This window comes from Kitasatospora sp. NPDC093102 (assembly GCF_040683915.1).
In the GTDB taxonomy this organism is placed as follows: domain Bacteria; phylum Actinomycetota; class Actinomycetes; order Streptomycetales; family Streptomycetaceae; genus Kitasatospora.
The window spans coordinates 382464-404812 of the sequence record NZ_JBFBFA010000002.1 but is presented as its reverse complement, the minus strand read 5'-3'; the positions used below and the strand labels follow the sequence as shown (position 1 = coordinate 404812).

General features: G+C 73.0%; 18 protein-coding genes. 6 read left to right on the top strand and 12 right to left on the bottom strand.

Features of this window, described 5'->3' with window-relative positions; translation table 11 throughout:
- Nucleotides 1-70: 70 nt before the first annotated feature.
- Nucleotides 71-958, bottom strand: a complete 888-nt coding sequence (locus AB0O11_RS05150) for a dihydrodipicolinate synthase family protein (protein WP_363381803.1) — start codon at nt 956-958, stop codon at nt 71-73.
- Nucleotides 959-1123: 165 nt separating this feature from the next.
- On the opposite strand from AB0O11_RS05150, the gene AB0O11_RS05145 reads away from it, so the two are divergent.
- A complete protein-coding gene (locus AB0O11_RS05145) occupies nt 1124-2011 on the top strand; it encodes a LysR family transcriptional regulator (RefSeq protein WP_363381801.1) in 888 nt (295 codons plus the stop codon).
- A 201-nt stretch (nt 2012-2212) separates the two neighbouring features.
- On the opposite strand, the gene dnaE is transcribed toward AB0O11_RS05145, so the two are convergent.
- Both dnaE and AB0O11_RS05135 read right to left on the bottom strand, forming a co-directional pair.
- A complete protein-coding gene (gene dnaE / locus AB0O11_RS05140; protein ID WP_363381799.1) occupies nt 2213-5746 on the bottom strand; it encodes a DNA polymerase III subunit alpha in 3534 nt (1177 codons plus the stop codon).
- A 133-nt stretch (nt 5747-5879) separates the two neighbouring features.
- Nucleotides 5880-8213, bottom strand: coding sequence for a hypothetical protein (locus AB0O11_RS05135; RefSeq protein ID WP_363381797.1), 2334 nt, complete (start codon nt 8211-8213; stop codon nt 5880-5882).
- Between the two features lie 221 nt (nt 8214-8434).
- Here AB0O11_RS05135 and AB0O11_RS05130 point away from each other — a divergent pair, with 221 nt between their 5' ends.
- The 4 genes from AB0O11_RS05130 (at nt 8435) to AB0O11_RS05115 (ending at nt 11254) form a co-directional block, all read left to right on the top strand.
- Nucleotides 8435-8854 (top strand): I66 family serine proteinase inhibitor, encoded by a 420-nt coding sequence (locus tag AB0O11_RS05130; RefSeq protein WP_363381795.1) that lies wholly within the window; start codon nt 8435-8437, stop codon nt 8852-8854.
- 164 nt (nt 8855-9018) lie between these two features.
- Nucleotides 9019-9342: a DUF6191 domain-containing protein gene (locus AB0O11_RS05125; protein ID WP_363381793.1), complete on the top strand. Its 324-nt coding sequence runs from the start codon at nt 9019-9021 to the stop codon at nt 9340-9342.
- Between the two features lie 195 nt (nt 9343-9537).
- Nucleotides 9538-10317, top strand: a complete 780-nt coding sequence (locus tag AB0O11_RS05120; protein WP_363381792.1) for a VOC family protein — start codon at nt 9538-9540, stop codon at nt 10315-10317.
- 322 nt (nt 10318-10639) lie between these two features.
- Nucleotides 10640-11254 carry a hypothetical protein gene (locus AB0O11_RS05115; RefSeq protein WP_363381790.1) on the top strand — a complete coding sequence of 205 codons (615 nt, stop codon included), beginning with the start codon at nt 10640-10642 and terminating at the stop codon, nt 11252-11254.
- A gap of 75 nt (nt 11255-11329) precedes the next feature.
- On the opposite strand, the gene AB0O11_RS05110 is transcribed toward AB0O11_RS05115, so the two are convergent.
- From AB0O11_RS05110 to AB0O11_RS05090, 5 genes are all read right to left on the bottom strand, one after another.
- Nucleotides 11330-12145 (bottom strand): class I SAM-dependent methyltransferase, encoded by an 816-nt coding sequence (locus AB0O11_RS05110; RefSeq protein WP_363381789.1) that lies wholly within the window; start codon nt 12143-12145, stop codon nt 11330-11332.
- Nucleotides 12146-12253: 108 nt separating this feature from the next.
- On the bottom strand, nt 12254-13513 hold the full coding sequence (locus AB0O11_RS05105; RefSeq protein WP_363381787.1) for an MFS transporter: 1260 nt from the start codon (nt 13511-13513) through the stop codon (nt 12254-12256).
- A 190-nt stretch (nt 13514-13703) separates the two neighbouring features.
- Nucleotides 13704-14282, bottom strand: coding sequence for a dienelactone hydrolase family protein (locus tag AB0O11_RS05100; RefSeq protein WP_363381785.1), 579 nt, complete (start codon nt 14280-14282; stop codon nt 13704-13706).
- A gap of 80 nt (nt 14283-14362) precedes the next feature.
- Entirely contained in the window at nt 14363-15220 is an 858-nt protein-coding gene (locus AB0O11_RS05095; protein WP_363382027.1) for an ABC transporter permease subunit, read from the bottom strand.
- An 11-nt stretch (nt 15221-15231) separates the two neighbouring features.
- Entirely contained in the window at nt 15232-18003 is a 2772-nt protein-coding gene (locus AB0O11_RS05090; RefSeq protein WP_363381784.1) for an alpha/beta fold hydrolase, read from the bottom strand.
- A 97-nt stretch (nt 18004-18100) separates the two neighbouring features.
- Between AB0O11_RS05090 and AB0O11_RS05085 the strand changes: the two genes are divergently transcribed.
- A complete protein-coding gene (locus tag AB0O11_RS05085) occupies nt 18101-19120 on the top strand; it encodes a mechanosensitive ion channel domain-containing protein (protein ID WP_363381782.1) in 1020 nt (339 codons plus the stop codon).
- Nucleotides 19121-19268: 148 nt separating this feature from the next.
- Here AB0O11_RS05085 and AB0O11_RS05080 read toward each other — a convergent pair whose 3' ends face one another.
- The 4 genes from AB0O11_RS05080 to AB0O11_RS05065 all read right to left on the bottom strand — a co-directional run bounded on the left by AB0O11_RS05080 (nt 19269) and on the right by AB0O11_RS05065 (nt 21998).
- The gene (locus tag AB0O11_RS05080; RefSeq protein ID WP_363381780.1) at nt 19269-19733 is read right to left on the bottom strand and encodes a GNAT family N-acetyltransferase; all 465 of its coding nucleotides are present in this window, start codon (nt 19731-19733) and stop codon (nt 19269-19271) included.
- Between the two features lies 1 nt (nt 19734).
- Nucleotides 19735-20673: an RluA family pseudouridine synthase gene (locus AB0O11_RS05075; protein ID WP_363381778.1), complete on the bottom strand. Its 939-nt coding sequence runs from the start codon at nt 20671-20673 to the stop codon at nt 19735-19737.
- Nucleotides 20674-20727: 54 nt separating this feature from the next.
- Nucleotides 20728-21318, bottom strand: coding sequence for a signal peptidase II (lspA, locus tag AB0O11_RS05070; RefSeq protein WP_363381776.1), 591 nt, complete (start codon nt 21316-21318; stop codon nt 20728-20730).
- A 215-nt stretch (nt 21319-21533) separates the two neighbouring features.
- Complete coding sequence (locus tag AB0O11_RS05065; protein ID WP_363381774.1) at nt 21534-21998, bottom strand: TraR/DksA family transcriptional regulator; 465 nt, start codon at nt 21996-21998, stop codon at nt 21534-21536.
- Nucleotides 21999-22349 lie beyond the last annotated feature (351 nt).

Here is a 22349-nt window from a genome sequence, read left to right as displayed (position 1 = left end):
GCCGCACTCTGCCCATCATGCCTTGTCACGCGGGTGGGACGGCCTGGTGTTCCACGGTGTGAGAGCGCGCCTACTGGTCCAGACCACTGGCGAGGGTCAGCGCGGCGCGGACCTCCGCCTCCCCGGCCGGCAGCAGCGGCAGCCGCACGTCCGGGGTCGGGATGCGGCCCTGGGCGTGCAGCACGCCCTTGGTCACCGTCGGGTTCGGCGCCGTGAAGGCGGACAGCGCCAGCCCGGTCAGCCGGTGCCCGAGTGCCCGCGCCCGCTCCACGTCCCCGGCCTGCCAGGCCTCGGCCAGCTCGACGAACCGGGCGGTCGCCAGGTGGGCGGAGGCGAGGATGCCGCCGGCCGCGCCGAGCGCCAGCATCGGCGAGAGGTAGGCGTCCTCGCCCGTGAGGAAGGCGAATCCCTCGGGGGTGTCCGCCAGCAGCTCGGCGGCCGTCTGGTCCAGCCCGCCGGTCGCGTACTTGACGCCCACCACGCCCTCGATCGCGGCGAGTTCGCGCAGCGCGGCGGTGGAGAGCTGCTGCCCGGTGCGGTACGGGATGTGGTAGACGAGCAGCGGCAGCGGGCTGCTCGCGGCCAGCGCCCGGAAGTGCGCGACCGTCCCGGCCTCGCCGGCCCGGACGAAGGACGGCGTGGTGACCAGTGCCGCCGCCTGCGGCACCCGCGCACCGAGCGCGGCCAGCGCCTCGCCGACGGCCCGGGTGTCGCCGCCGGAGGCGCCGACGGTCAGCTGCGCCCCGCGCGCGGCGCAGGCGGCCGCGGCGACGTCCACCACCGCGTCCCGCTCCTCGGCGGTCAGCGCGGCCGGCTCGCCGGTGGTGCCGAGCGCGACCAGTCCGGCCGCCCCGGCGTCCAGGACCTCGTGCGCGAGCTTCTCCAGCGCGTCGAGGGCGACGGAGCCGTCCGCGGCGAAGGGGGTGATCAGGGGGATGTGGATGCCCTTGAGTTCCATACCCACGATCCTGCGGCCCGCCGATCGCCCAGGTCCAGTTCACATTTCCGACGCTTCTCGTAAGCTGAGCCGATGCTCGGTGCGCGAAGGGCCACGAACGACCTCGGAACCGGGTCTCGGGGCAGGTCCCGGGGCAGGCCTCGGAACAGGCCCTAGGCTGGCCCGATGCTGGATGTCCGACGCCTGCGCCTGCTGCGCGAACTCGCCCACCTCGGCACCATCGCGGCCGTCGCCGAGGCACTCTCCTTCAGCCCCTCGGCGGTGTCCCAGCAGCTGTCCGTCCTGGAGAAGGAGGCGGGCATCCCGCTGCTGGAGCGCACCGGGCGGCGGGTCACCCTCACCCCGGCCGGGCGCAACCTGGTCCGGCACGCCGAGGCGGTACTCGCCCTGCTGGAGCAGGCAGGCGCCGAACTCGCCCACGCCAAACGGGGGTTGGCCGGTCCACTGCGGATCGGCACCTACCCCTCGGCGGCCCGGGCGATCATCCCGGCGGTGCTCGCCGAACTGGCCGGCTGGCACCCCGGGCTGGAGCCGATGGTCACCGAGGTGGACCCGGCGGCCGTCGGCGCGGCGCTGCGGGCGGGCGAGCTGGACGTGGCGCTGGTGCACGAGTACGACCTCGTCCCGACCGACCCGGAGCCGGGCCTCGCGGTGACCCGCCCGGTCTTCACCGAGCCCATGTACCTGGCCGCCCGCACCCCGAGCACCGTCGCCGAGCAGCGCGGCGCGCCGTGGATCATGTCCCCGCCGGACACGCTCTGCCACACCATGGCCGTCCGCGCCTGCGAGGCGGCGGGCTTCGCGCCCCGGATCCGGCACCAGATCGACGACTTCACCACCGTGCTGGCCCTGGTGGCGGCCGGCCAGGGCGTCGCCCTGGTCCCCCACCTGGGCACGGCCGGGCCACCGCCCGGGGTCGTCCTCACCCGCCTGCCGATGTACCGCCGCACCCGCGCCGCGTTCCGTGCCGGCGCCGGCTCCCACCCGGCCGTCTCGGCCTTCGTCTCGGCCCTGCACACGGCCGTCCCGCCGGGGCTCGGCAGCGGCGCCTGAGGCCCCCGCCCGCCCCTCCCCCCACATGTCCTTCCCCCTCCCCGAAACGGAAGTTCCCCGCGCCCGAAGGGGCGCGGGGAACTGCGTGAAGCGGAAGGCCACTACCCGCGCTCATGCACCGGCAGCCGGCAGCAACCGCCCGGTCTCACCCGTCCGGTGTCATCCGTCCGGTGTCATCCGTCCGGTGTCATCCGTCCGGTGTCATCCCGCCAGACAGCTCGGCCCGAGCAACTGCTTCAGGTCGCCGAACAGCGCCGGGTCCGACTTCACCCGGTGCCGGTCGAGCCGCAGCACCGTGGTCTTGTTGCGGCTCTCCAGCCGCACCCGCACCTCGGTGGTGCCGCGGTGGCTCCCGAGCACCTCGCCGAGCCGGGCCACCAGCGGCGGGGTGACCTTCCCGCTCGGGATGTTGATGATGATCGGCGCCTCGGCGTGGGCGTTCGACAGGTCCGGGACGGACAGTTCCATGCCCATCAGTCGCGGCACGTCCTCCCGCTTGTCCAGCTTGCCGCGCACGAAGACGACGGCGTCCTCGACCAGTTGCGAGGACACCAGCTGGTAGCTGGCCGGGAAGAACATGCAGTCGATCGAGCCCGCCAGGTCCTCGACCGTCGCGATGGCCCAGGCGTTGCCCTGCTTGGTCATCTTTCGCTGGAGGCCCGAGATGATGCCGCCGATGGTGACGATCGTCCCGTCCGGCCGCTCCGCGAGGTCGGCCACCGCGCAGTCCGCCTTGTCGGCGAGCACGTGCTCGATGCCGTGCAGCGGGTGCGAGGAGACGTACAGGCCGAGCATCTCCCGTTCCTGGGTGAGCAGGAAGGACTTCTCCCACTCCTCCTCGGAGAACACGACGTCCAGCCCGAAGCCCGGCTCGTCCGTGGTGGCGTCGCCCCCGAAGAGGTCGAACTGCCCCTCGGCCTCCTTGCGCTTCACACCGACCACGTTGTCGATCATCGGCTCGAACTGCGCGCTCAGGCCCTTGCGGGTGTGCCCGAGCGAGTCGAAGGCACCGGCCTTGATCAGCGATTCGACGGTCCGCTTGTTGCAGACCACCGACTCCACCTTGTCCAGGAAGTCGGGGAACGACGCGAACTTCCCCTTGGCCTTCCGGGTCCGGATCATCGAATCGACCACCGGCCCGCCGACGTTGCGGATGGCGGTGAGGCCGAAGCGGACCGTGGTGTCACCGTGCGGGGTGAAGTCCGAGTCCGACTCGTTGACGTCCGGCGGCAGCACCTGGATGCCCATCTTGCGGCACTCGTTGAGGTAGACCGCGGACTTGTCCTTGTCGTCCTTGACGGAGGTGAGCAGGCCGGACATGTACTCGGCCGGGTAGTTGGCCTTGAGGTAGGCCGTCCAGTACGAGACCAGCCCGTAGCCGGCGGTGTGCGCTTTGTTGAACGCGTAGCCGGAGAAGGGGACGAGGACGTCCCACACCGCCTGGATGGCCGCGTCGGAGTAACCGCGTTCGCGGCAGCCCTTCTGGAAGGGGACGAACTCCGCCTCCAGGATCTCCTTCTTCTTCTTGCCCATCGCTCGGCGCAGCAGGTCTGCCTGGCCGAGCGAGTAGCCGGCCAGGATCTGCGCGGCCTTCTGCACCTGCTCCTGGTAGACGATCAGGCCGTAGGTGGGCCGGAGCACCTCCTCCAGGGGCTTCTCCAGCTCCGGGTGGATCGGGGTGATCTCCTGCTGCCCGTTCTTGCGCAGCGCGTAGTTCGTGTGGGAGTTGACGCCCATCGGGCCCGGGCGGTACAGGGCCAGAACGGCGGAGATGTCCTCGAAGTTGTCGGGCTTCATCAGACGCAGCAGCGAGCGCATGGGGCCGCCGTCGAGCTGGAAGACGCCGAGCGTGTCGCCGCGGGCCAGGAGTTCGTAGGCTGGCTTGTCGTCGAGGGGCAGCTCAAGAAGGTTGATCTTGATGCCCTTGTTCTTCTCGATCGCCTTGACGGCGTCGTCCATGATCGTCAGGTTGCGCAGGCCGAGGAAGTCCATCTTGAGAAGGCCGAGGCCCTCACAGGTCGGGTAGTCGAACTGCGTGATGGTGACGCCGTCGGTGTGCCGGGTCCAGACCGGGATGTGGTCGGTCAGCGGCTCGGCGGACATGATGACGCCTGCGGCGTGCACGCCGGGCTGGCGGATCAGGCCCTCGATGCCGCGCGCGGTGTCGATGACCTTCCTGACGTCCGGGTCGGTCTCGTACAGCCCGCGGATCTCGCCGGCCTCGCTGTAGCGGGGGTGCGAGGAGTCGGTGATGCCGGAGAGCGGGATGCCCTTGCCCATGACGTCCGGCGGCATCGCCTTGGTGATCCGGTCGCCCATCGCGTACGGGTAGCCGAGGACCCGCGAGGAGTCCTTGATGGCGGCCTTCGCCTTGATGGTGCCGTACGTGACGATCATGGCGACCTTGTCGGATCCCCACTTCTCGGTCACGTAGCGGATCACGTCACCGCGCCGGCGCTCGTCGAAGTCGATGTCGACATCGGGCATGGAGATGCGCTCGGGGTTGAGGAAGCGCTCGAAGATCAGGCCGTGCGGGATGGGGTCGAGGTCGGTGATGCCCATCGCGTAGGCGACCAGCGAGCCGGCCGCCGAACCACGGCCGGGGCCCACCGCGATGCCCTGGCTCTTGGCCCACATGATGAAGTCGGCGACCACGAGGAAGTACGCCGGGAACCCCATCTGGATGATGGTGTCCATCTCGTACTCGGCGAGCTTCTTGTGCTCCTCGTCGTACCCGCCCGGGAAGCGCCAGTCCATCCCCTCCCAGACCTTGGACTTGAAGAAGTCCGCCTCGGACTCGAAGCCCTCCGGGATGGGGAAGCGGGGCATCAGGTTCTTGAACTTGAACATGCCCTCGGTGTCGACCCGGGAGGCGACGAGGAGCTGGCTGTTGCGGCAGCCCTCCTGCCAGGCGTCCGAGGAGTCCAGGGCGTACATCTCGGCGGCGGACTTGATGTAGTAGCCGGTGCCGTCGAAGCGGAAGCGGTCCGGGTCGGACAGGTTCTTGCCGGTCTGGACGCAGAGGAGGAGGTCGTGCGCGCCGGCGTCGGCCTCGGTGGTGTAGTGCGAGTCGTTGGTGACGACCGGGGGGATGTTCAGCTTCTTGCTGATCTCCAGCAGCCCGTCGCGGACCCGCTTCTCGATGTCGAGGCCGTGGTCCATCAGCTCCAGGAAGTAGTTCTCCTTGCCGAAGATGTCCTGGTAGTCGGCGGCGGACTTCAGGGCCTCGTCGAACTGGCCGAGGCGCAGCCGGGTCTGCACCTCGCCGGAGGGGCAGCCGGTGGTGGCCATCAGGCCGTCGGAGAGGTCGGAGATCAGCTCCTTGTCCATCCGGGGCCACTTCACGAGCCAGCCCTCGGCGTAGGAGCGCGAGGTCAGCTTGAAGAGGTTGTGCAGGCCCTCCTTGTTGCGGGCCCAGATGGTCTTGTGGGTGTAGGCGCCGGACGCGGAGACGTCGTCCTTCTTCTGGTGCGGCTGGCCCCACAGGATGCGCTTGGTGTTGGAGCGGGACTCCGGGGCGACGTACGCCTCGATGCCGATGACGGGGGTGATCCCGGCGGCGGTGGCCTGCTTGTGGAACTCGGCGGCGCCGTACATGTTGCCGTGGTCGGTCATGGCCACGTGGGTCTGACCGAGGCGCTCGACCTCCTTGAACATCTGCTTCAGCCGGGCGGCACCGTCCAGCATCGAGTACTCGGTGTGGACGTGCAGATGCGCGAACGGCTGGTCGCTCAAGGCGGGGCCTCCGGAGGCTCTGGTGCTGGTCTGGTGGGCCGGCGAACGTGCAGGTCACAGGGGTTACCCCTGGAAATGGATGTGGCCCGGAGCACCTCGCGGGGTCCGGACCATCACTCACACGTTCACGCGTCTACTCTAGCCCCCTTCGCACGGCTCCCCCGTCCGCCGGGAGGGGCGCCCAGGCCGGCCCGGCGAGTCGCGCCCCGGCGGCCTCGCGGACCTCGGGTTCCTCCATCGGATCGTCCCGCAGGTGGGCCAGGCGCTCCCGGACACCGGGGCGGTCGGGGGCCCGCTCGACCCCCAGCAGCCGGGCTTCGGCCTGGGAGTCCCAGAGCGACTCGACGTACGCCTCGTCCAGTCCGGCGGGGTCGATGGCGGCCAGCGCCCTGAGGTAGGCGGGGCGCTCGTACGAGTGCGGGGTGCGCACCCAGAAACGGCGGAGGAGGGGGACGGCTCCGGCGGCCTCGGGCCCGAGGCGGGCCAGGCCCCGCGCCATGAACATCGGGCCGCACCAGGTGCGGTGCGCCCAGTCCTTCTCCAGCTCGGCGAGGAGCACCGGGACGTCCTGCGGCTCCCCGTGCTCGGCCAGCACCCTCAGGCCCTCCCGGGCCAGCCAGCGGGTGTCCGAGGCGGCCCAGTCGCGGGCGGCGGGCATGGCGTGGACGCCGAGCCTCGCCAGGAGGCCCGTCACCAGGGGCAACGAGTGCCGGCCGTTCGCCGAGCCGAGCGAGGGGATGAGCGGGACCAGGCCGGGCTCCGGATCACGGTGGTGGTAGAGGACGTACATGGCGTCCGTCCTGCGGTCCTCCGACGAGCCGGGGGCGGCGATGATCTCCAGGAGTTCCGCGTTCGTCAGCTCGGCCAGCGGGTCGGGCTTCGGGGGTTTGCGTTCCGGGGTGGGGATGGAGACGCCCCAGTGCTCCCAGGCCTTCGCCCAGGGCGTCGGGTCGTCGTCGCCGCCGAGGCGTGCCCGCGCGACGTCGCCCAGGTCCTCCCACCACTCCACCGGCCAGCGTTCGGACACGGACTCCAGGACGGACAGCCACTGCTCGCCCTCGCGGATGTACGCCCGCAGGAGGTCCCGCGCCTCGCCGGAGCCGGCGAGCGCCAGCCGCTCGAGGATGCGGGCGACCTCCTCGGCGTCGTGGTCGTCCGCCGTGGCCAGTGCCTCGGCGACCGGGGCGAGCGGGAGGGCCAGGTCCCGGAGGAGCCGGGCGAGGTAGACGCGGCGCTCGTCGACCAGCCAGTCCCAGCGCCAGTCCGTACGGATGCAGGCGTAGACGGCGTCGGCGGCGGTGGGGTCCTCGGCGGCCAGTAGCGCGCCCAGGCCCCGGCCGCGTTGCAGCAGGCCGAGGAGGGTGTCCACCGGCGCGTAGGCGTACGGGTCCGTCTGCTCCGGCATGCGCTGCACCAGCCCGGCGAGTCGTGCCCCGGCGGCCTCGCGGACCTCGGGTTCCTCCATCGGATCGTCCCGCAGGTACGTCAAGCGGGCCCTCACGTCGGCCCGGTCGGGGGCGTGCTCGACTCCGAGGAGCCGGGCTCCCACTTCACAGTCCCAGAGTGACTCGATGTACGCCTCGGCCGTGCCGGCGGCCCCCATCGCCGCCAGCGCCTCCAGGTAGGCGGGGCGCTCGTACGAGTGCGGGGTCGAGAGCCAGAAGCGGCGCAGCAGGGAGACGGCGCCGGCGGCCTTCGGGCCGAAGCGCGCCAGGCCGCGCGCGAGGGTGTCCGGGCCGCACCAGGTCTGGACCGCCCAGCACCGCTCCAGCTCGGCGACGAGGGCCGGTATGTCGCTCTCGTCGCCGTGGCCTGCCAGCACCGCGAAGCCGAGCCCGGAAAGCCAGCCCTGCTCCGAGGCCGTCCACTCCCGGGCCGCCGGTACCGCTTGTTCGCCGAGCTGCTCGACGGCCCTCCCCAGATACGGCAGTTGCCGGGTACCGTCGGCGGCGCCGAGCCGGGGTGCCAGCGGGATCAGTGCGGGCTCCGGCGGGCGGAGCGACAGTGCGCGCAGAGCGGCCCCCTTGGCGCGTTCGGATTCTTCCGGATCGCGCAGCAGGGCGAGCAGGCTCGCGTTGTCGCGGTCCGGGTGCGGATCCGTCATGCGGTGACGCGTGGTCGGCTCGTCCTCCTCCGGAACGACGTCCGGCAGTGCCGCCCGGGCTTCCTCCGAGCCTCCGAGCACGAGCAGCTCCAGAACGCCGGTGGCTCGGTACCGGGTGTCCTCGTCACCGGACAGGAGCTCCACCACCGGCGCGAGCGGAAGTTCCAAGTCCCGGATCAGCCGGGCGAGGTAGAGGTGCCGGTCGTCGACCTGCGAGTCCCACCGCCAGTCCCAGCGGATGCAGCCGTGGACCAGGTCGGCGGCCGAGGCCCGGTCCTCGGCGGCTATCAGCGCGCCCTGGCCTCGGCCGCGCTGGAGGAGGCCGGGGAGGGTGGTCGCCGGTGCGTAGCGGTCGGTGTGCATGGGGGCCATCGTGCCCCAGCCCCCGGCACGCGGGCGGCGCGGGGTCGGCGGTCAGGCGTCCTCGCCGGACGGGGCCGCGCGGAGGGCGGTGACGACACCCCGGGGCCTCCCACTCCTCGCCTAACTCCTTCGGGTGAAGGCGAGTTGAGCCCAGCGCCCCGGCCCCTTCGGACACGTACAACTGTCGTGCACCTCACCCGGACACGGAAGGAACGACGGCCATGGCCCAGCTGGAGTCCGGCCTCTACACCATCCAGAACGGCGACGCCAAGATCGGCCGAGCCCGCCACGAAGCCCTGGACCTCTCCCCCAAACCCGTCTTCGCCGACACCGACGACCAGGACGCCGTCTGGGTCGTCGAGGCCTACCCGAACAACCACTACCGGCTCTACGCCAAGGGCGCCCCGACCGCAGTGGAGGACCTCAAGCCCGCCGGCCCGCTGGTCTCCCTCCTCCTCGACCAGGGCGACGCCCCGGAGTGGGAACTGATCCCCGTCGACGGCGCCCCGGACACCTACCGGATCAAGTCCCCCCAGGGCTCCTCGTGGACGGTCCTCGAAACCGGCAGGCAGAGCCAGATCGAGGTCATCCCCGTCCTCGAAGGCTCCACCGCCTTCACCTTCGAGAAGATCGACGTCTGACCCCCGAGCCGCGGCCCCTCGCCCCCACCCCCGCGAGGGGCCGCACCCCGCTTCCCGCCCCGCCCCCCACCACGCGGAAGTCGACCAAACCGGCTTCCCGCACACGCATGCCCCTTCTCCTCCTCCAGGGAACTGGCCTGCCACCACGGCACGTTGGGGCTGACATGGTGATGATGGCGAGTCTGCTCTTCATGGCGGTGCTGGTGATCGCGCCCTTCACGCTCGCGTCCGCCCGGCACGTCATCGTGCGCTCGGGCCGCCCCGGATGGCTCTCCCGACGGCTCTCCGCCCGCACCCGAACCGGCGAGCTCGGCCTCGGCGCGACCGCCACCGAGGAGTTGCACGCCTTCCTCAACGCCAACAAGCGCGTCCAGATCGAGCAGCGCCAGGCCCGGCTCACCCTGCGGGACGACGACCACGCCGGCGCCCCGCCCCGCACGGGCATCGACCTCGACGGTGGCACTGCGCTCATCCGGCCCCGCCGGTAGCCCCGCAGCGGCTCCCTGCCGACTGCACCATCCGCCCCCACCCACGTGTCGAGAACCCCCAGGGCGATCCGACCCGCCCGCTCCTCCCCCGGCAGCAGCGTCGCCGACCCGGTGGCCACGGCGGCGTGTCGAGTGGCGATTCACCTCCCGCGACGAAATCGTGACCGGCAGCAAAACCCACCAGAAAGGGTCAAAATGCCCGAGGTCACCACCCCGTACGCGACCGGCACCCCGTGCTGGGTCGATCTGATGGCCAAGGACCAGCAGGCCGCACTGGACTTCTACCGCGACCTGTTCGGCTGGCAGGGACAAGTCGGCAAGGCGGAGTTCGGCGGCTACGCCGTCTGCGAGCTCGACGGCAGGGCCGTGGCCGGCATCGGCGCGGCGACGTCTCCCGACGGGATGCCGGAGCCGCCGACCGTCTGGACCAGCTACCTGGCCACCACCGACGCCCAGGCCACCCAGGACGCGATCGTCGCCGCCGGCGGCACCCTGCTCGTCCCGGTCGTGGACGTCGGCAACCTGGGCCGGATGCTGATCGCCGCCGACCCGCAGGGCGCGGTGTTCGGCGCCTGGCAGCCGGGCGAGTTCTTCGGCGCCAAGGTCGTCAACGAGGCCGGCGCGCTGATCTGGAACGAGCTGCACACCAGCGACGTCCCGGCCGCCACCGCCTTCTACGGCGAGGCGTTCGGCATCGAGTTCGAGCCGCTGGAGGGCGCGGACACGTACTGGGAGCTGCGGGTCGGCGGCCGCGCCGTGGGCGGCGCCACCCTGCTCGCCAACGACCCGCCCGGCACTCCGGCCCACTGGCTGACCTACTTCGCGGTCGACGACGTCGACTCCACCGTGGACGCCCTGGTCAAGCGCAACGGCACCGTCTTCGCCCCGCCCTTCGACATGGTGGCCGGCCGGATGAGCGTGGTCGCCGACCCGCAGGGCGCCCCCTTCGCCGTGATCAGGCCCACGCCGCGCTGACCCCGCTCTTCTCCGCTCCGCCCGCCCGGGCCTCCACCCGGGCGGGCGGACCGGATTCCGACCGACCGTCAGTCCTCTTGCACATCACCACCCTTGAGCAGGGCCTTTCACCCCTGCTTGACTGGCCGCCGCGACCGACACCACCGCCACCCCCGACGCCCTCGGCGCCCTCGTCAGCCGCCACCCGGTCGCCACCCGCACCCGGTGGATCAACGCCGTCTGGGCTCTGGCGATCGGCATCCTCGCCTCCTGGCTGGGCCTGTGGGCCCTCCTTCAGGACGGCGGCTCCGGTGGCGACCCGGGCGGCGGCCAGGTGCTCGGCGTGGCCCTCGGCCTCGGCATCTGCGGGCTCGCCCTCGGCACCTCCCAAGCCTTACGGGCCCTGCGCGGAGGCGCCGGCGAGTACTTCGAGGTCCGGGCGTACGGCCTGGCCCACGGCAACGCCCGCGGGCTCAAGGGGAGTTGGACCTGGGCGCGGATCGCCACCATCACCGTCCCGGCCCGCAGCGGCGCGGCCGGCGCCTACGCCCACCGGTTCGGCAACGACTACCGCTGCGTCCTCGGCCTGACCGGCGGCGGACGCGTCCGGATCGACGGCCTGGCCGCCGGCGCCTCCGCCCTCGGCAACGCGGTGATCGACCACCGCCCCGACGCCCGAATGCTCGACCCCGAGGCGTGGACCCGCCGGGCCGGCGGCCGGCTGCTGCTGGGCGCGGCGCTCTGCGTCGGCGGCGTCCTCGCCATGGTCCGCTACATCTCCGACCACCCGGACGGCGAGCGGGTCACCGTCGACGCCTCCGGCCACACCGCCCACGAGTTCGTCCGGGGCGCCGACGACACCACGATCATGCTGCTCGGCCTCGGCATCGCGGCCTGCGGCCTCGGCGCCGCCATCCTCCTCGGGCTCTTCGTCCACGGCCGCTTCCGCCGCCCCTGACCGGCCCCCGGCCCGCGCCACCCCGCCCGCCCGCGTGGGAGGTCGGCCCGGCCGACCTCCCACGCGCCCCACGTCCTAAGCGCCCCGCCGCGCCAGGAACAGATCGTTGACGCGCAGCATCCCGATCCCGCCGCCCCGCGCGTCGAGCACCCGGGCCGTCTCCGCCAGCAATCCCTCCCGCCGCTCCTGCGGCAGCACCCGGTAGGTGGAGATGGACGCCAGGAAGTCGAGGTAGCGCCCGGTCTCGTACCAGACCTCCTCCCGGTACCGGACGGCCCGCAGATCGGTGAACCGGCCGTCCTGCCGGCACTCGGGCTCCGGCCAGCCCGGGTGCCCGCTGCCCGCCTCCGGGCCGTAGAACGGGGCCCGCTGCCCGTGCGGCGCGTTCGCCATCCCGAACTTCCGGTCCACCTCGGCGAGTTCGTCGTACGGTCCGTCGTCCAGGACCCCGTGCGGGTTCCAGAACAGCGCCACCGCGCCGCCCGGTCCGAGCGAGTCGTGCACCAGGTCCCAGCGGCGCGCCGGGTCCAGCCAGTGCCAGGACGTGGCGGCGAACAGCAGCCCGAACTCCCGCCCGTCCGCCGCCCATTCCTCGAAGCCGCCGCTCTCGACCCGGACCTGCGGATACCCCCCGGTGTTGCGCCGCAGCACCTCGGCCATCCGCGGGTCCGGCTCGACGCAGACCAGCGGCACCCCGCGCCCGGCGAACAGCACGCTGGCCTTGCCCGTGCCCGCACCGACCTCGACCGCCGGGCGCCCGCCCAGCTCCGCGTACGCCAGCACGTCCGTCACCAGCGCGTCCGCGTACCCCGGCCGGGCGGCGTCGTACAGCTCCGCCGCCTCGCCGAACACCCGCGCCCGCGTCCGATCCACCTGCTCCGCCGCGCCCATCGGCACTCCCCCGTCCACCCCGACACCGGTCGGCGGACACCGTACCGACCGCGCCCCGGCGGGGCCATCGGATTACCGTCCGACCGGCTCGGGAGCCCCGAAGGGCCCTCACCGCCGGTAGGCGCTCACCGCGACCGCCGGCACCAGCCCGAGCGCCACCAGCCCGCCCGCCAGGGCCAGGAGCGGGTAGCTCGTGGCCGCGACCATGATCCCGGAGGCCATCCCGCCGGTGGCGCCCGCGATCGCGATCGAGACGTCCACCAGGCCCTGCGTCCTGGCCCGGGTGGCCAGCGGCACCGTGTCGGTGATGATCGCCGTGCCCGAGACCAGGCCGAGGTTCCATCCGATCCCCAGCAGCGCCAGCGCGAGCGCCAGCAGCGCCACCGAGTCCCCGGGCGCCGCGGCGGCCAGCATCCCCGCCGCCAGCAGCATCACCCCGGACGACGCCGCGACCGCCGGCCGCCCGTACCGGTCGACCAGCCACCCGGTGACCGGCGACGGCAGGTACATCGCGCCGATGTGGATCGCGATGACCAGCCCGGAGGCGGCCGGTCCGTGCCCGTGGTCGTGCATGTGGACCGGCGTCATCGTCATGATCGCCACCATCACCAGCTGGGTGAGCACCATGACCAGCCCCCCGAGCGCCACACCCCCGAGCCCCGCCCGCCCGTCGGCCGCGTCCGTCTGCCCGCTGCCGCCCGCAGGCTCGGCCCCGGCGAGCGTTCGGGCCAGCAGCAGCGGGTCCGGCCGCAGCCACCGCGCGAGGACGAGCCCCGCCAGCCCGTAGGCGAGGCCGGACAGGATGAACGGGCCGGCCAGCGCCGGAATCCCCAGCCCCTCGGCGAGACGCCCGGCAGGTGCGGCCAGGTTGGGCCCGGCCACGCCGCCGAGCGTGGTGGCGACCAGGACGGTGGACACTGCCCGCGCCCGCCGGTCCGGACTCGCCAGGTCGGCCCCGGCGTACCGCGCCTGTAGGTTGGTCGCCGTCCCCGCCCCGTACACGAACAGCGCGACGAACAGCAGCAGCGGGTTGTCCAGCACGGCCGCCGCGATCACGCCCGCCGAGCCGACCGCCCCGGTCAGGTACCCGGCGGCCAGCCCCGGGCGGCGGCCCCGGCTCTGCGAGATCCGGCCCACGACCACGGCGGCCAGCGCCGATCCGGCGGTGAACAGCGCGCTCGGCAGCCCGGCCAGGCTGGTGGAGCCGAGCATCTGCTGCGCCAGCAGGGCACCGACCGTCACCCCCGCCGCGAGCCCCGCACCGCTGAGCACCTGGGAGGCGACCAGCACCCGCAGGATGCGGCGCTGCGCCTCGCCGGGATCGTCGGGTATGCCGGTGGTCGTCTCGGCGGGGGCGGTGCCGGCCATGTCTCTCTCCGGGGCAGCGGTGGGCGGTGCGGACGGGCGGTCCCGGGCGCTTTCCGCCCGGGACATCCTCCATAATTCCATGGATTATCGAGATCGGCCCCGGCCGCACCTGCCGCGCCCGCCGCTCCTGCCGCCCCGGCCCCGGCCCGGCGCCGACCGTCCGGCCCCGCGTCAGGCGTCCGGCCCCGCGTCAGGCGTCCAGTTCCGCGAGGAAGTCCAGCGACGCCGCCCAGGCCCGCTCGGCCGCCTCCTCGTCGTAGTCCGGCAGCTCCGGGTCGGTGAACAGGTGCCCGGCGCCCCGGTAACGGTGCACCTCGACCTCCGCCCCGGCCCGCCGCATCCGCAGGTACCAGGCGTTCAGCCAGTCCTCCGGCTCGAACGGGTCCGGCTCCGCGATGTGCAGCTGCACCGGGATCTCGGTGGCGGCGTCCTCCCGCAGGTCCGAGGTGCCGTGCAGGAGCAGCAGCCCGCGTGCCTTCTCGTCGGCCAGCGCCAGGTTCTGCGCCACCGCGCCGCCGAGCGAGAAGCCGGCGTACACCAGCCCGCCCTCGGACACCGGCGCGGCCGCCGCCACAGCCCGCCGCAGCAGCTCGTCGCGGCCGCCGAGTTCCTCCTGGAACTCCTGCGCCTCCTCGACGGACTCGAAGGTCCGCCCGTCGAACAGGTCCGGCGTGTGCACGGTGTGCCCGGCGGCGCGCAGCCGCTCGGCGGCGGCGTGCACGGCGGGGCGCAGCCCGTAGGCGGAGTGGAAGAGGACGATCTGGGCCACGGTTCGGGTCCTTCACCAGGGAGGTCAGCTACCCACCCATGATCCCGCATGCCCCGCCGGGCCCTGTGACCCACGTCCGGCTACGACACCACGTCCTTGCGTGCGAACCCCCGGAACGCCAGCGCCAGCAGCACCACCGCGTACGAGAGCGACAGCGAGACGCCCTGCACCATGCCGCCCCACTCCAGCTGCGGCTGCAGAGCGTCCGCCCAGGAGTACTGCCAGTGCGCCGGCAGCCACTCCCGCAGGTCGCCCAGCGCGGTGACGGCGTCCAGCACGCCGGTGATGATCGAGGCGAACACCGCACCGCCGACCGCGCCCAGCGGCGCGTCCGTCGCCGTGGAGAGCCAGAACGCCAGCGCCGCGATCACGATCTCGCCGAGGAACACGAAGGCCACCGCGATGGCGATCCGGGGCAGCGCCTGCCCGGCGGGCAGGCTGACCCCGGCGGGCAGCTTGAGGTCCCCCCAGCCGTACGCCGCCGTGCCGACGACCAGCCCGATCGCGGGCAGCATCACCACCGCCACCGCCGAGAACGCCAGCCCGACCGCGAACTTGCGGGCCAGCAGCCGGGCCCGGGGCACCGGTGCGGCCAGCAGGTAGCGCAGCGAGGACCAGCTGGCCTCGGAGGCGACGGTGTCCCCGCAGAACAGCGCGACCGGGATGACGAGCATGAAGCCGGTGCCGACGAACAGCATGGTGACCGCGAAGTTGGCCCCCGAGGCGGTGGCCAGCTCGATGAAGGTGGTCCGGTTCGGACGGCCCGGGGTGCCGCCGATCTGGAACGCGGCCAGGATGACGAACGGCATGGCGGCCAGCACCGCGCCGATCACCAGCGTGCGGCGCCGACGCAGCTGCCGCATCGCCTCCACCCGCAGCGGCAGCGTCCGGCTCGCCCGGTACCCCTGGGCATGGTCCGTCGACTCCGCGTGGTCCATCGGGACGACGCTCACGCTCCACCTCCGATCAACGACAGGAACGCGTCCTCCAGCCGCCGCTGCGGGCCGGCACTCTCCACCGGCACCTCCAGCCGCACCAGTTCGGCCAGCAGCCCGCTGGCCGTCAGTCCGTCCAGGCGCACCAGCAGTCCGCCCTCGACGGCCTCCGCCGAGCCGACCCCGGCCAGCGCGGCCACCTTCTCGACCACGGGCACCGGGTCGTACGGGCCGGCGATGCCGATCATCAGCAGCTCGCCGGCGCCCACGATGTCCCCGACCGGGCCGGCCGTGACCAGCTGCCCGTGGTCCATCATCACCAGGTCCGTGCAGCTCTGCTCGACCTCGGACAGCAGGTGGCTCGACACGATCACGGTCCGCCCGCCGGCCGCGTACCGGATCATCACCTCGCGCATCTCGCGGATCTGCGGCGGGTCCAGCCCGTTGGTCGGCTCGTCCAGGATCAGCAGGTCCGGCATCCCCAGCATCGCCTGCGCGATCGCCAGCCGCTGCCGCATGCCCTGCGAGTACGTCCGCACCGCGCGGTCCAGCGCCTCGCCGAGCCCGGCGATGGCCAGCGCCTCGTCGAAGCGCGCGTCGGCCTCCGGCCGTCCGGTCGCCTGCCAGTACAGCCGCAGGTTGGCCCGCCCGGTGAGGTGCGGCAGGAAGCCGGCGCCCTCCACGAACGCGCCGACCCGCGACAGCACCGGCGCGCCGGGCCGCACCAGGTGCCCGAAGATCCGGATCTCCCCGGCGTCCGGCCGGATCAGGCCCATCAGCATCCGCAGCGTGGTGGTCTTGCCCGCGCCGTTCGGCCCGAGCAGTCCGAGCACCTGGCCCTGCTCCACGCGGAAACCCAGCTCCCGTACGGCGTAGCGGTCCTGGGCGCCCTTGTAGCGCTTGCTCAGCCCGCTGATCTGCAGCGGCACCGCGGCCAGCTCCGGGTCGAAGCCGGGCCCGGCGGCGCCCCGCCGGCGCCGCAGCCGCGGCGCCAGCACCAGGGCCGCGGCCGCCAGTACGGCGATGACCGGCAGCACCCAGGTGCGCGAGGGCAGCGGCGCCGCCTCGGTGACCAGCTCCTCGACGGTCGGCGCGGTGAGCGCCCCGGCCGGTGCCACCCGGTAGGTGGCCGGCTCGGCCGGCGAGGCGTACGCGAGGTCGGTGCTCGCCAGCACCAGCCGCACCCGGTGCCCGGCCGGGAAGGTGTGGTCCACGGTCGGCAGCGCCACGGTGACCGTCTGCCCGGCGTCCGCGCCGGTGACCCGCAGCGGGGCGGCGAGCTGCTGCGGCAGCACCGCCTTGCCGTCCGGCCCGACGTCGTACAGCTTCGCGAACAGCACCGCGTCCGGCCGGTCCGCCGTGACCCGCACCGGCACGGTCGGCTGCCCGGTCAGGTGCAGCGGCGAGTCCAGCGGCGCCGAGTCGAAGGCGGCGTTCTGCCCGGGGAAGTCCAGCGACAGCCCGGCGCCCAGGGAGGCCGCCTGGCTGAGCGCACCGACGCCCGGCAGCGTCGAGATCCCGGGCGGCGCGCCGCCGGGCGGATTGGCGAGGGTCTGCTCACCGCCCGTCAGTTCGACGGTCCGCGAGCCGGTCCCGCCCAGCCCCGGGTACCGGTCGGCGGTGGCCCCGCGCAGCACCGCCTGGAAGCCGGTCGAGTCGACCCCGCCGGTGCGGGTGACCCGGAACGCGGCGCCGGTGTCGTTGCCGAGCCCCTTCAGGTAGTGGTCGAACCAGGCCGTCACCCGGTCGTCGACCCGCGCACTGGTGTCCGTCCCGCCGTCGTGACCGCCGGCGAACCAGTCCACCGCCACCGGCGCGCCGTTGGCGGCCACCGCCTTGGCGATCCTGTCTCCCTGGTCCAGCGGGAACAGCGAGTCCTGCTGCCCCTGCACCACCAGCGTGGGCGCCTTGAGCTGCGCCGCCACCGAGGACGGGCTGGAGCGCTCCAGCAGCGCGAGGGCCTCCGGATCGGCGTGCCCGGCGGTGGCGACCCGGTCGTACATCTGGCAGAGCGACTCCAGGAAACGTCCGCAGCCGACCGGCCCGTCCGCCTTCGGCCCGCCGTTCTCCCGTGGCGCCCCGCCCGAGGGGCCGAGGTCCCCGGCCGAGCCGGTGGTGAAGAAGATTCCGGCCCACAGCTTCTTGAACACGCCGTCCGCCGCGCCCGAGCCCTGCACGCCCTGCGGGAACAGCGCGTCGGCCAGGTTCCACCAGGTGATCTGGGTGGCCACCGCGTCGATCCGGTGGTCGTACGCGGAGGCCAGCAGCGAGACCGCCCCGCCGTACGAGGCGCCGGTGATGCCGACCTTCGGGTCGCCGACCGCGTCCAGCTGCACCTCGGGCCGCTGGGCCAGCCAGTCCACCAGGTGCTTGACGTCCTCGACCTCGCGGTCGGGCGCGTTCAGCCCGATCCTGCCGCCCGAGTGCCCGAAGCCGCGCGCCGACCAGGTCAGCACCGCGTACCCCTGCCGGGCCAGCTGCTCGGCGCGCTCGCGCTCGCCCTCCTTGGAGCCGCCGAAGCCGTGCGCCAGCAGCACCGCCGGGCGCCGACCGCCGCCGCCGGCGGTGAAGAACGAGGTGTCCAGCTGGATCTGCTGGGCGCTGCCGGGCGTCTCCGGCATGCTGAGGAAACGGTCCTCCTGATGGACCGCCTGCTCACCGCCGGACGCCACCGTCGCGGTACCGGCTCCGGCCACCGCCGCCAGCGCCACCGCCCCGGCGAGCAGCCTGCGTCTGACCGTTGTTCCCCGGGCGCGCCAGCGACGCCTTACCCCACCGAACTCCATGGGCGCTGATCGTATCCGCCGTCCGGGTAGGCGTCCGATAAAGCCACCACACCATTTCGTCCGTTTCACCCCACTCTGCCCGGGTATCGTACGGCGCATGCCCTGGCTGCTGATCTCACTGCTCGCCGCCGTCGCCGCCACCCTGGCGATCGGCTGGATCGTCGACCAGGCCCTCCAACGGACCGCCGCCCGCCACCCCTCGGCGCCGGTCTGGCCGCTGCTCCGCCGCTGCCGGATCCCGCTCCAACTCGCCGTCGTGTCAGCCCTGTTGATCACCGCCAAGCCGCTCCAGCGGGTCTTCCACCTGAAGCGCGGCGACGGCGCGCAGCACCTGCTCCTGCTGTTCCTGCTCGCCTCCCTGGGCTGGCTCACCGTCCGCGTGGTGGCCGCGGTCCTGGAGGCACTGCTCCGCCGCTACGAGACCCGCATCGGCGACCCGGCGCGCGTCCAGCGGGTGCACACCCAGATCAGCATGCTGCGCCGGGCGGTCAGCGCGCTGATCGCCGTGGTCACGGTGGCCGTGATGCTGCTGACCTTCTCCGCCATGCGCGCCATCGGCGCCAGCCTGCTCGCCTCGGCGGGCATCATCGGCATCGTGGCCGGCATCGCCGCCCAGAGCCTCCTGGGCAACTTCTTCGCCGGCCTCCAGATCGCCTTCGGCGACACCGTCCGGATCGGCGACACCGTGGTGGTGGACGGCCAGCAGGGCACCGTCGAGGAGATCACCCTCACCTACCTGGTGGTCCGGCTCTGGGACCAGCGCCGGCTGATCGTCCCGGTCTCGTACTTCGTCAGCCGGCCGTTCGAGAACTGGACCCGCCGCGACCCCGGCCTGCTCGCCGCCGTCCTGCTCCACCTCGACCACACCACCCCGGTGGACGAGCTGCGCACCGCCCTGCGCGCCCGCCTCGACCGGCACCCGCTCTGGGACGGCGCGGAATGGGCCCTCCAGGTCACCGACACCACGCCCAGCACCATCGTCGTCCGCGCCACCATGACCGCCCGCAACCCCGACGACGCCGCCCGGCTCCGCAACGACATCCGCGAACAGCTCATCGCCCACCTGCGCGACGAGCACCCCCACGCCCTCCCCCGCCTGCGCACCACCGACAGCTGACCCGCGCCCGCCCGGAAGACGAAAGCCCCAGCACCCCGGAAGGGGCACTGGGGGTAGTCCGGCCGAAGGCCGGGGGCACAACCGCGCGACGCGGGAGGCGACCGCCGGAAACCCGTCCCGAAGGTCCGGCCCCGCCCGCCCCGAACGCCTACAGCACCCGCGTCATCGTCCGATGCGGAATCCCCGCGTCGTCGTACACCGGCCCCTCCGCCGCGTAGCCCATCCGCTCGTAGAACCCGAGCGCCTGCACCTGCGCGTGCAGCTCGACCTCCACGCCCCCGCGCTCGGCGCCGGCGGCCTCGATCGCCCGGACGAGCTCCGCGCCCAGCCCCGTCCCCCGGGCCGCCGCGACGACCGCGAGCCGCCCGAGCAGCACCCGTCCGTCGATGCCGCCCGTCAGCTTCCGCGCCTGCTCGCCGAAGATCAGCCGCGCCGTCCCCAGGGCGGCGCCGTCCGCCGCGACGGCCAGCAGGTGGACCGAGGTCGCGTCGTACTCGTCGTACTCCAGCTCCTCCGGCACGTCCTGCTCGACGATGAACACCTCACGCCGGACGGCCCGCACCAGCTCCAGGTCCGCCTCGCCCTCGGCGACCCGGATGTCAGCGGCCGGCACCTCAGCTCTCCGCCGCGATGATGTCCAGCGCCTTCTTGAGGTCCTCCGGGTACTCGCTGGAGAACTCGACCCACTGCCCGTCCGACGGGTGCTCGAACCCGAGCGACACCGCGTGCAGCCACTGCCGGGTCAGCCCCAGCCGCTTGGCCAGCGTCGGGTCGGCGCCGTACGTCAGGTCGCCCACGCAGGGGTGCCGCAGCGCGGACATGTGGACGCGGATCTGGTGGGTGCGCCCGGTCTCCAGCTTGATCGCCAGCAGCGACGCGGCCCGGTACGCCTCGATCAGGTCGTAGTGGGTGACGGACGGCTTGCCGTCCCGGGTCACGGCCCACTTCCAGTCCGAGCTGGGGTGCCGCCCGATCGGCGCGTCCACCGTCCCGCTCATCGGGTCCGGGTGGCCCTGCACCAGCGTGTGGTACCGCTTCTCGGTGATCCGGTCGTGGAACTGCCGCTTGAGGTCGGTGTATGCGCGCTCGGACTTGGCGACCACCATCAGCCCCGAGGTGCCGACGTCCAGCCGGTGCACGATGCCCTGGCGCTCGGCGGCGCCCGACGTGGAGATCCGGTACCCGGCCGCGGCCAGTCCGCCGATCACGGTGGGGCCGGTCCAGCCCGGGCTGGGGTGCGCGGCGACGCCGATCGGCTTGTCGACCAGCACGATGTCCTCGTCGTCGTGCACGATCCGCATGCCCTCGACCGGCTCGGCGACGATCCGCACCGGGGCGGCCGGGGCCGGGATCTCGACCTCCAGCCAGGAACCGGCGGTGACCCGGTCCGACTTGCCGGCCACGGCGCCGTCGAGCGTCACCTTGCCGTCGGCGGCCAGCTCGGCGGCCTTGGTCCGGGAGAAACCGAACATCCGGGCCAGGGCGGCGTCGAGGCGCTCACCCTCCAGGCCGTCGGGTACGGGGAGGCTGCGGATCTGCGCTGCGGTACTCACCCGTACGAGTATGCCGGAAACACGACACGCCCCTGCGCGCCGGTGGCCCGGGCGCTACTTCCCGGCCCGCTCCGTCTTCTCGGCCTTCTCGGCCTGCTGGTGGACGGTCCCGTCCGGGTTGCTGCCCCGGAAGGAGAGCAGCACCACCAGGATCCCGCCGCAGACGATCGCCGAGTCCGCAAGGTTGAAGACGGCGAAGTGCTGGACGGAGATGAAGTCCACCACGTGCCCGCGGAAGACGCCCGGCGCGCGGAACAGCCGGTCGGTGAGGTTGCCGAGCGCCCCGCCGAGCAGCAGCCCGAGCGCGATCGCCCAGGGCAGGCTGTACAGCCGGCGGGCGATCCGCCAGATCACCACGATGACGGCGGAGGCGATCATCGTGAAGACGACGGTCAGCGCCTGCCCCATCCCGAAGGCGGCGCCGGAGTTGCGGATCACCTGGAAGGTGACCACGTCCCCGATCACCTTGATCGGGGCGTGGTTCTCCAGCCGGGCGACGACCAGCAGCTTGCTGCCGAGGTCGATCAGGAAGGCGAGCACCGCAACGACCAGCAGCACACCGACCCGGCGCGGGCCCTTGGGCCGCTCCGCCGTCGTGTCGCCCACGGACGTCGCCCCACTCGGATCGGCCACAGGCACCTCCACGGCATCGGCGGGGGACGGGACGGCGTCGTCCCGGGTCTGGGGGGAACCTTGCGTACTGATGATCCGCTCCGCTGCCGATGGAGTTCCCCCGGTCCGCAGGAGGGGGAGGGTGGTGGGCCGGTGACGACCTGCCCGCGTTCGCGAACGCGTCAGGCGACGTTACGGGGTCGAGCGTACGGCAAGCCCGACCCCCCACGTCGCTCCGGTCGCCCGGTTCAGCGGCGCTCCTGCTTGGCCTTGCACTGCACGCAGAGCGTCGCCCGGGGGAAGGCCTGCATCCGGGCCTTGCCGATGGCCTGCCCGCAGGACTCGCAGATGCCGAAGCCGACGCCCTCCAGCCGCTCCAGCGCGCGCTCGGTCTGGGCCAGGCTGTCCCGCGCGTTGTTGGCCAGCGCCAGCTCGCTCTCCCGCGAGATGTTCTTCGTACCGGCGTCCACCTGGTCGTCACCGGCTCCGTCGTTGGAGTCGCGCATCAGGCCGGAGATGGCCGCCTCGGCGGCGCCGATCTCGTTGCGGAGCCGCTCCAGCTCACTGATCAGCTCGTCGTGCAGCTCGTGGACCTCCTCGGTGGTCCACGGGTCCTCACCGGGCCGGATCGGCAGCGTGGCCGGGTCCACGGACTCGGCGCCGCGCGGTGCGGTGACGGTGTCGGTGCTGCTCTTCGGTGCGGTAGTGGTCACGGTCCCCTCCCCTGGGTCGACCGCCACGGCCTTGCGTGCCCGCTTGGTGGCGGTACCCGCGCCGGTTCCCTTCTCAGCCATGGCTTTCGACCCCATCTACGAACGAATCGAGCCGCCGGTTCCCGGCGGCTTCCAGTGCCGGAACGATAATCCCGATCAAAACCGGTCACAACATGACATACCGGCGCCTCATAACGATCCCACCCAGGCAGCCGCCCCAATCGTCACGCCCCGTTGCGCTCAGGGATTTGTGCCCAGATCGACTCCGGCTAACCTCTGCCGCCGAACGCCCCGGAGCACCCGTCCGGAAACGGTTTGGACAAACCGACTCGCCCGGCCGATACACTGGCC

What these genes read in the sequence shown, in the direction of transcription:
- AB0O11_RS05150 (WP_363381803.1), bottom strand. Translation starts at nt 958, where the DNA reads ATGGAACTCAAGGGCATCCACATCCCCCTGATCACCCCCTTCGCCGCG.
- AB0O11_RS05145 (WP_363381801.1), top strand. Translation starts at nt 1,124, where the DNA reads ATGCTGGATGTCCGACGCCTGCGCCTGCTGCGCGAACTCGCCCACCTC.
- AB0O11_RS05135 (WP_363381797.1), bottom strand. Translation starts at nt 8,213, where the DNA reads ATGCACACCGACCGCTACGCACCGGCGACCACCCTCCCCGGCCTCCTC.
- AB0O11_RS05130 (WP_363381795.1), top strand. Translation starts at nt 8,435, where the DNA reads ATGGCCCAGCTGGAGTCCGGCCTCTACACCATCCAGAACGGCGACGCC.
- AB0O11_RS05125 (WP_363381793.1), top strand. Translation starts at nt 9,019, where the DNA reads ATGGTGATGATGGCGAGTCTGCTCTTCATGGCGGTGCTGGTGATCGCG.
- AB0O11_RS05120 (WP_363381792.1), top strand. Translation starts at nt 9,538, where the DNA reads ATGCCCGAGGTCACCACCCCGTACGCGACCGGCACCCCGTGCTGGGTC.
- AB0O11_RS05110 (WP_363381789.1), bottom strand. Translation starts at nt 12,145, where the DNA reads ATGGGCGCGGCGGAGCAGGTGGATCGGACGCGGGCGCGGGTGTTCGGC.
- AB0O11_RS05105 (WP_363381787.1), bottom strand. Translation starts at nt 13,513, where the DNA reads ATGGCCGGCACCGCCCCCGCCGAGACGACCACCGGCATACCCGACGAT.
- AB0O11_RS05095 (WP_363382027.1), bottom strand. Translation starts at nt 15,220, where the DNA reads ATGGACCACGCGGAGTCGACGGACCATGCCCAGGGGTACCGGGCGAGC.
- AB0O11_RS05090 (WP_363381784.1), bottom strand. Translation starts at nt 18,003, where the DNA reads ATGGAGTTCGGTGGGGTAAGGCGTCGCTGGCGCGCCCGGGGAACAACG.
- AB0O11_RS05085 (WP_363381782.1), top strand. Translation starts at nt 18,101, where the DNA reads ATGCCCTGGCTGCTGATCTCACTGCTCGCCGCCGTCGCCGCCACCCTG.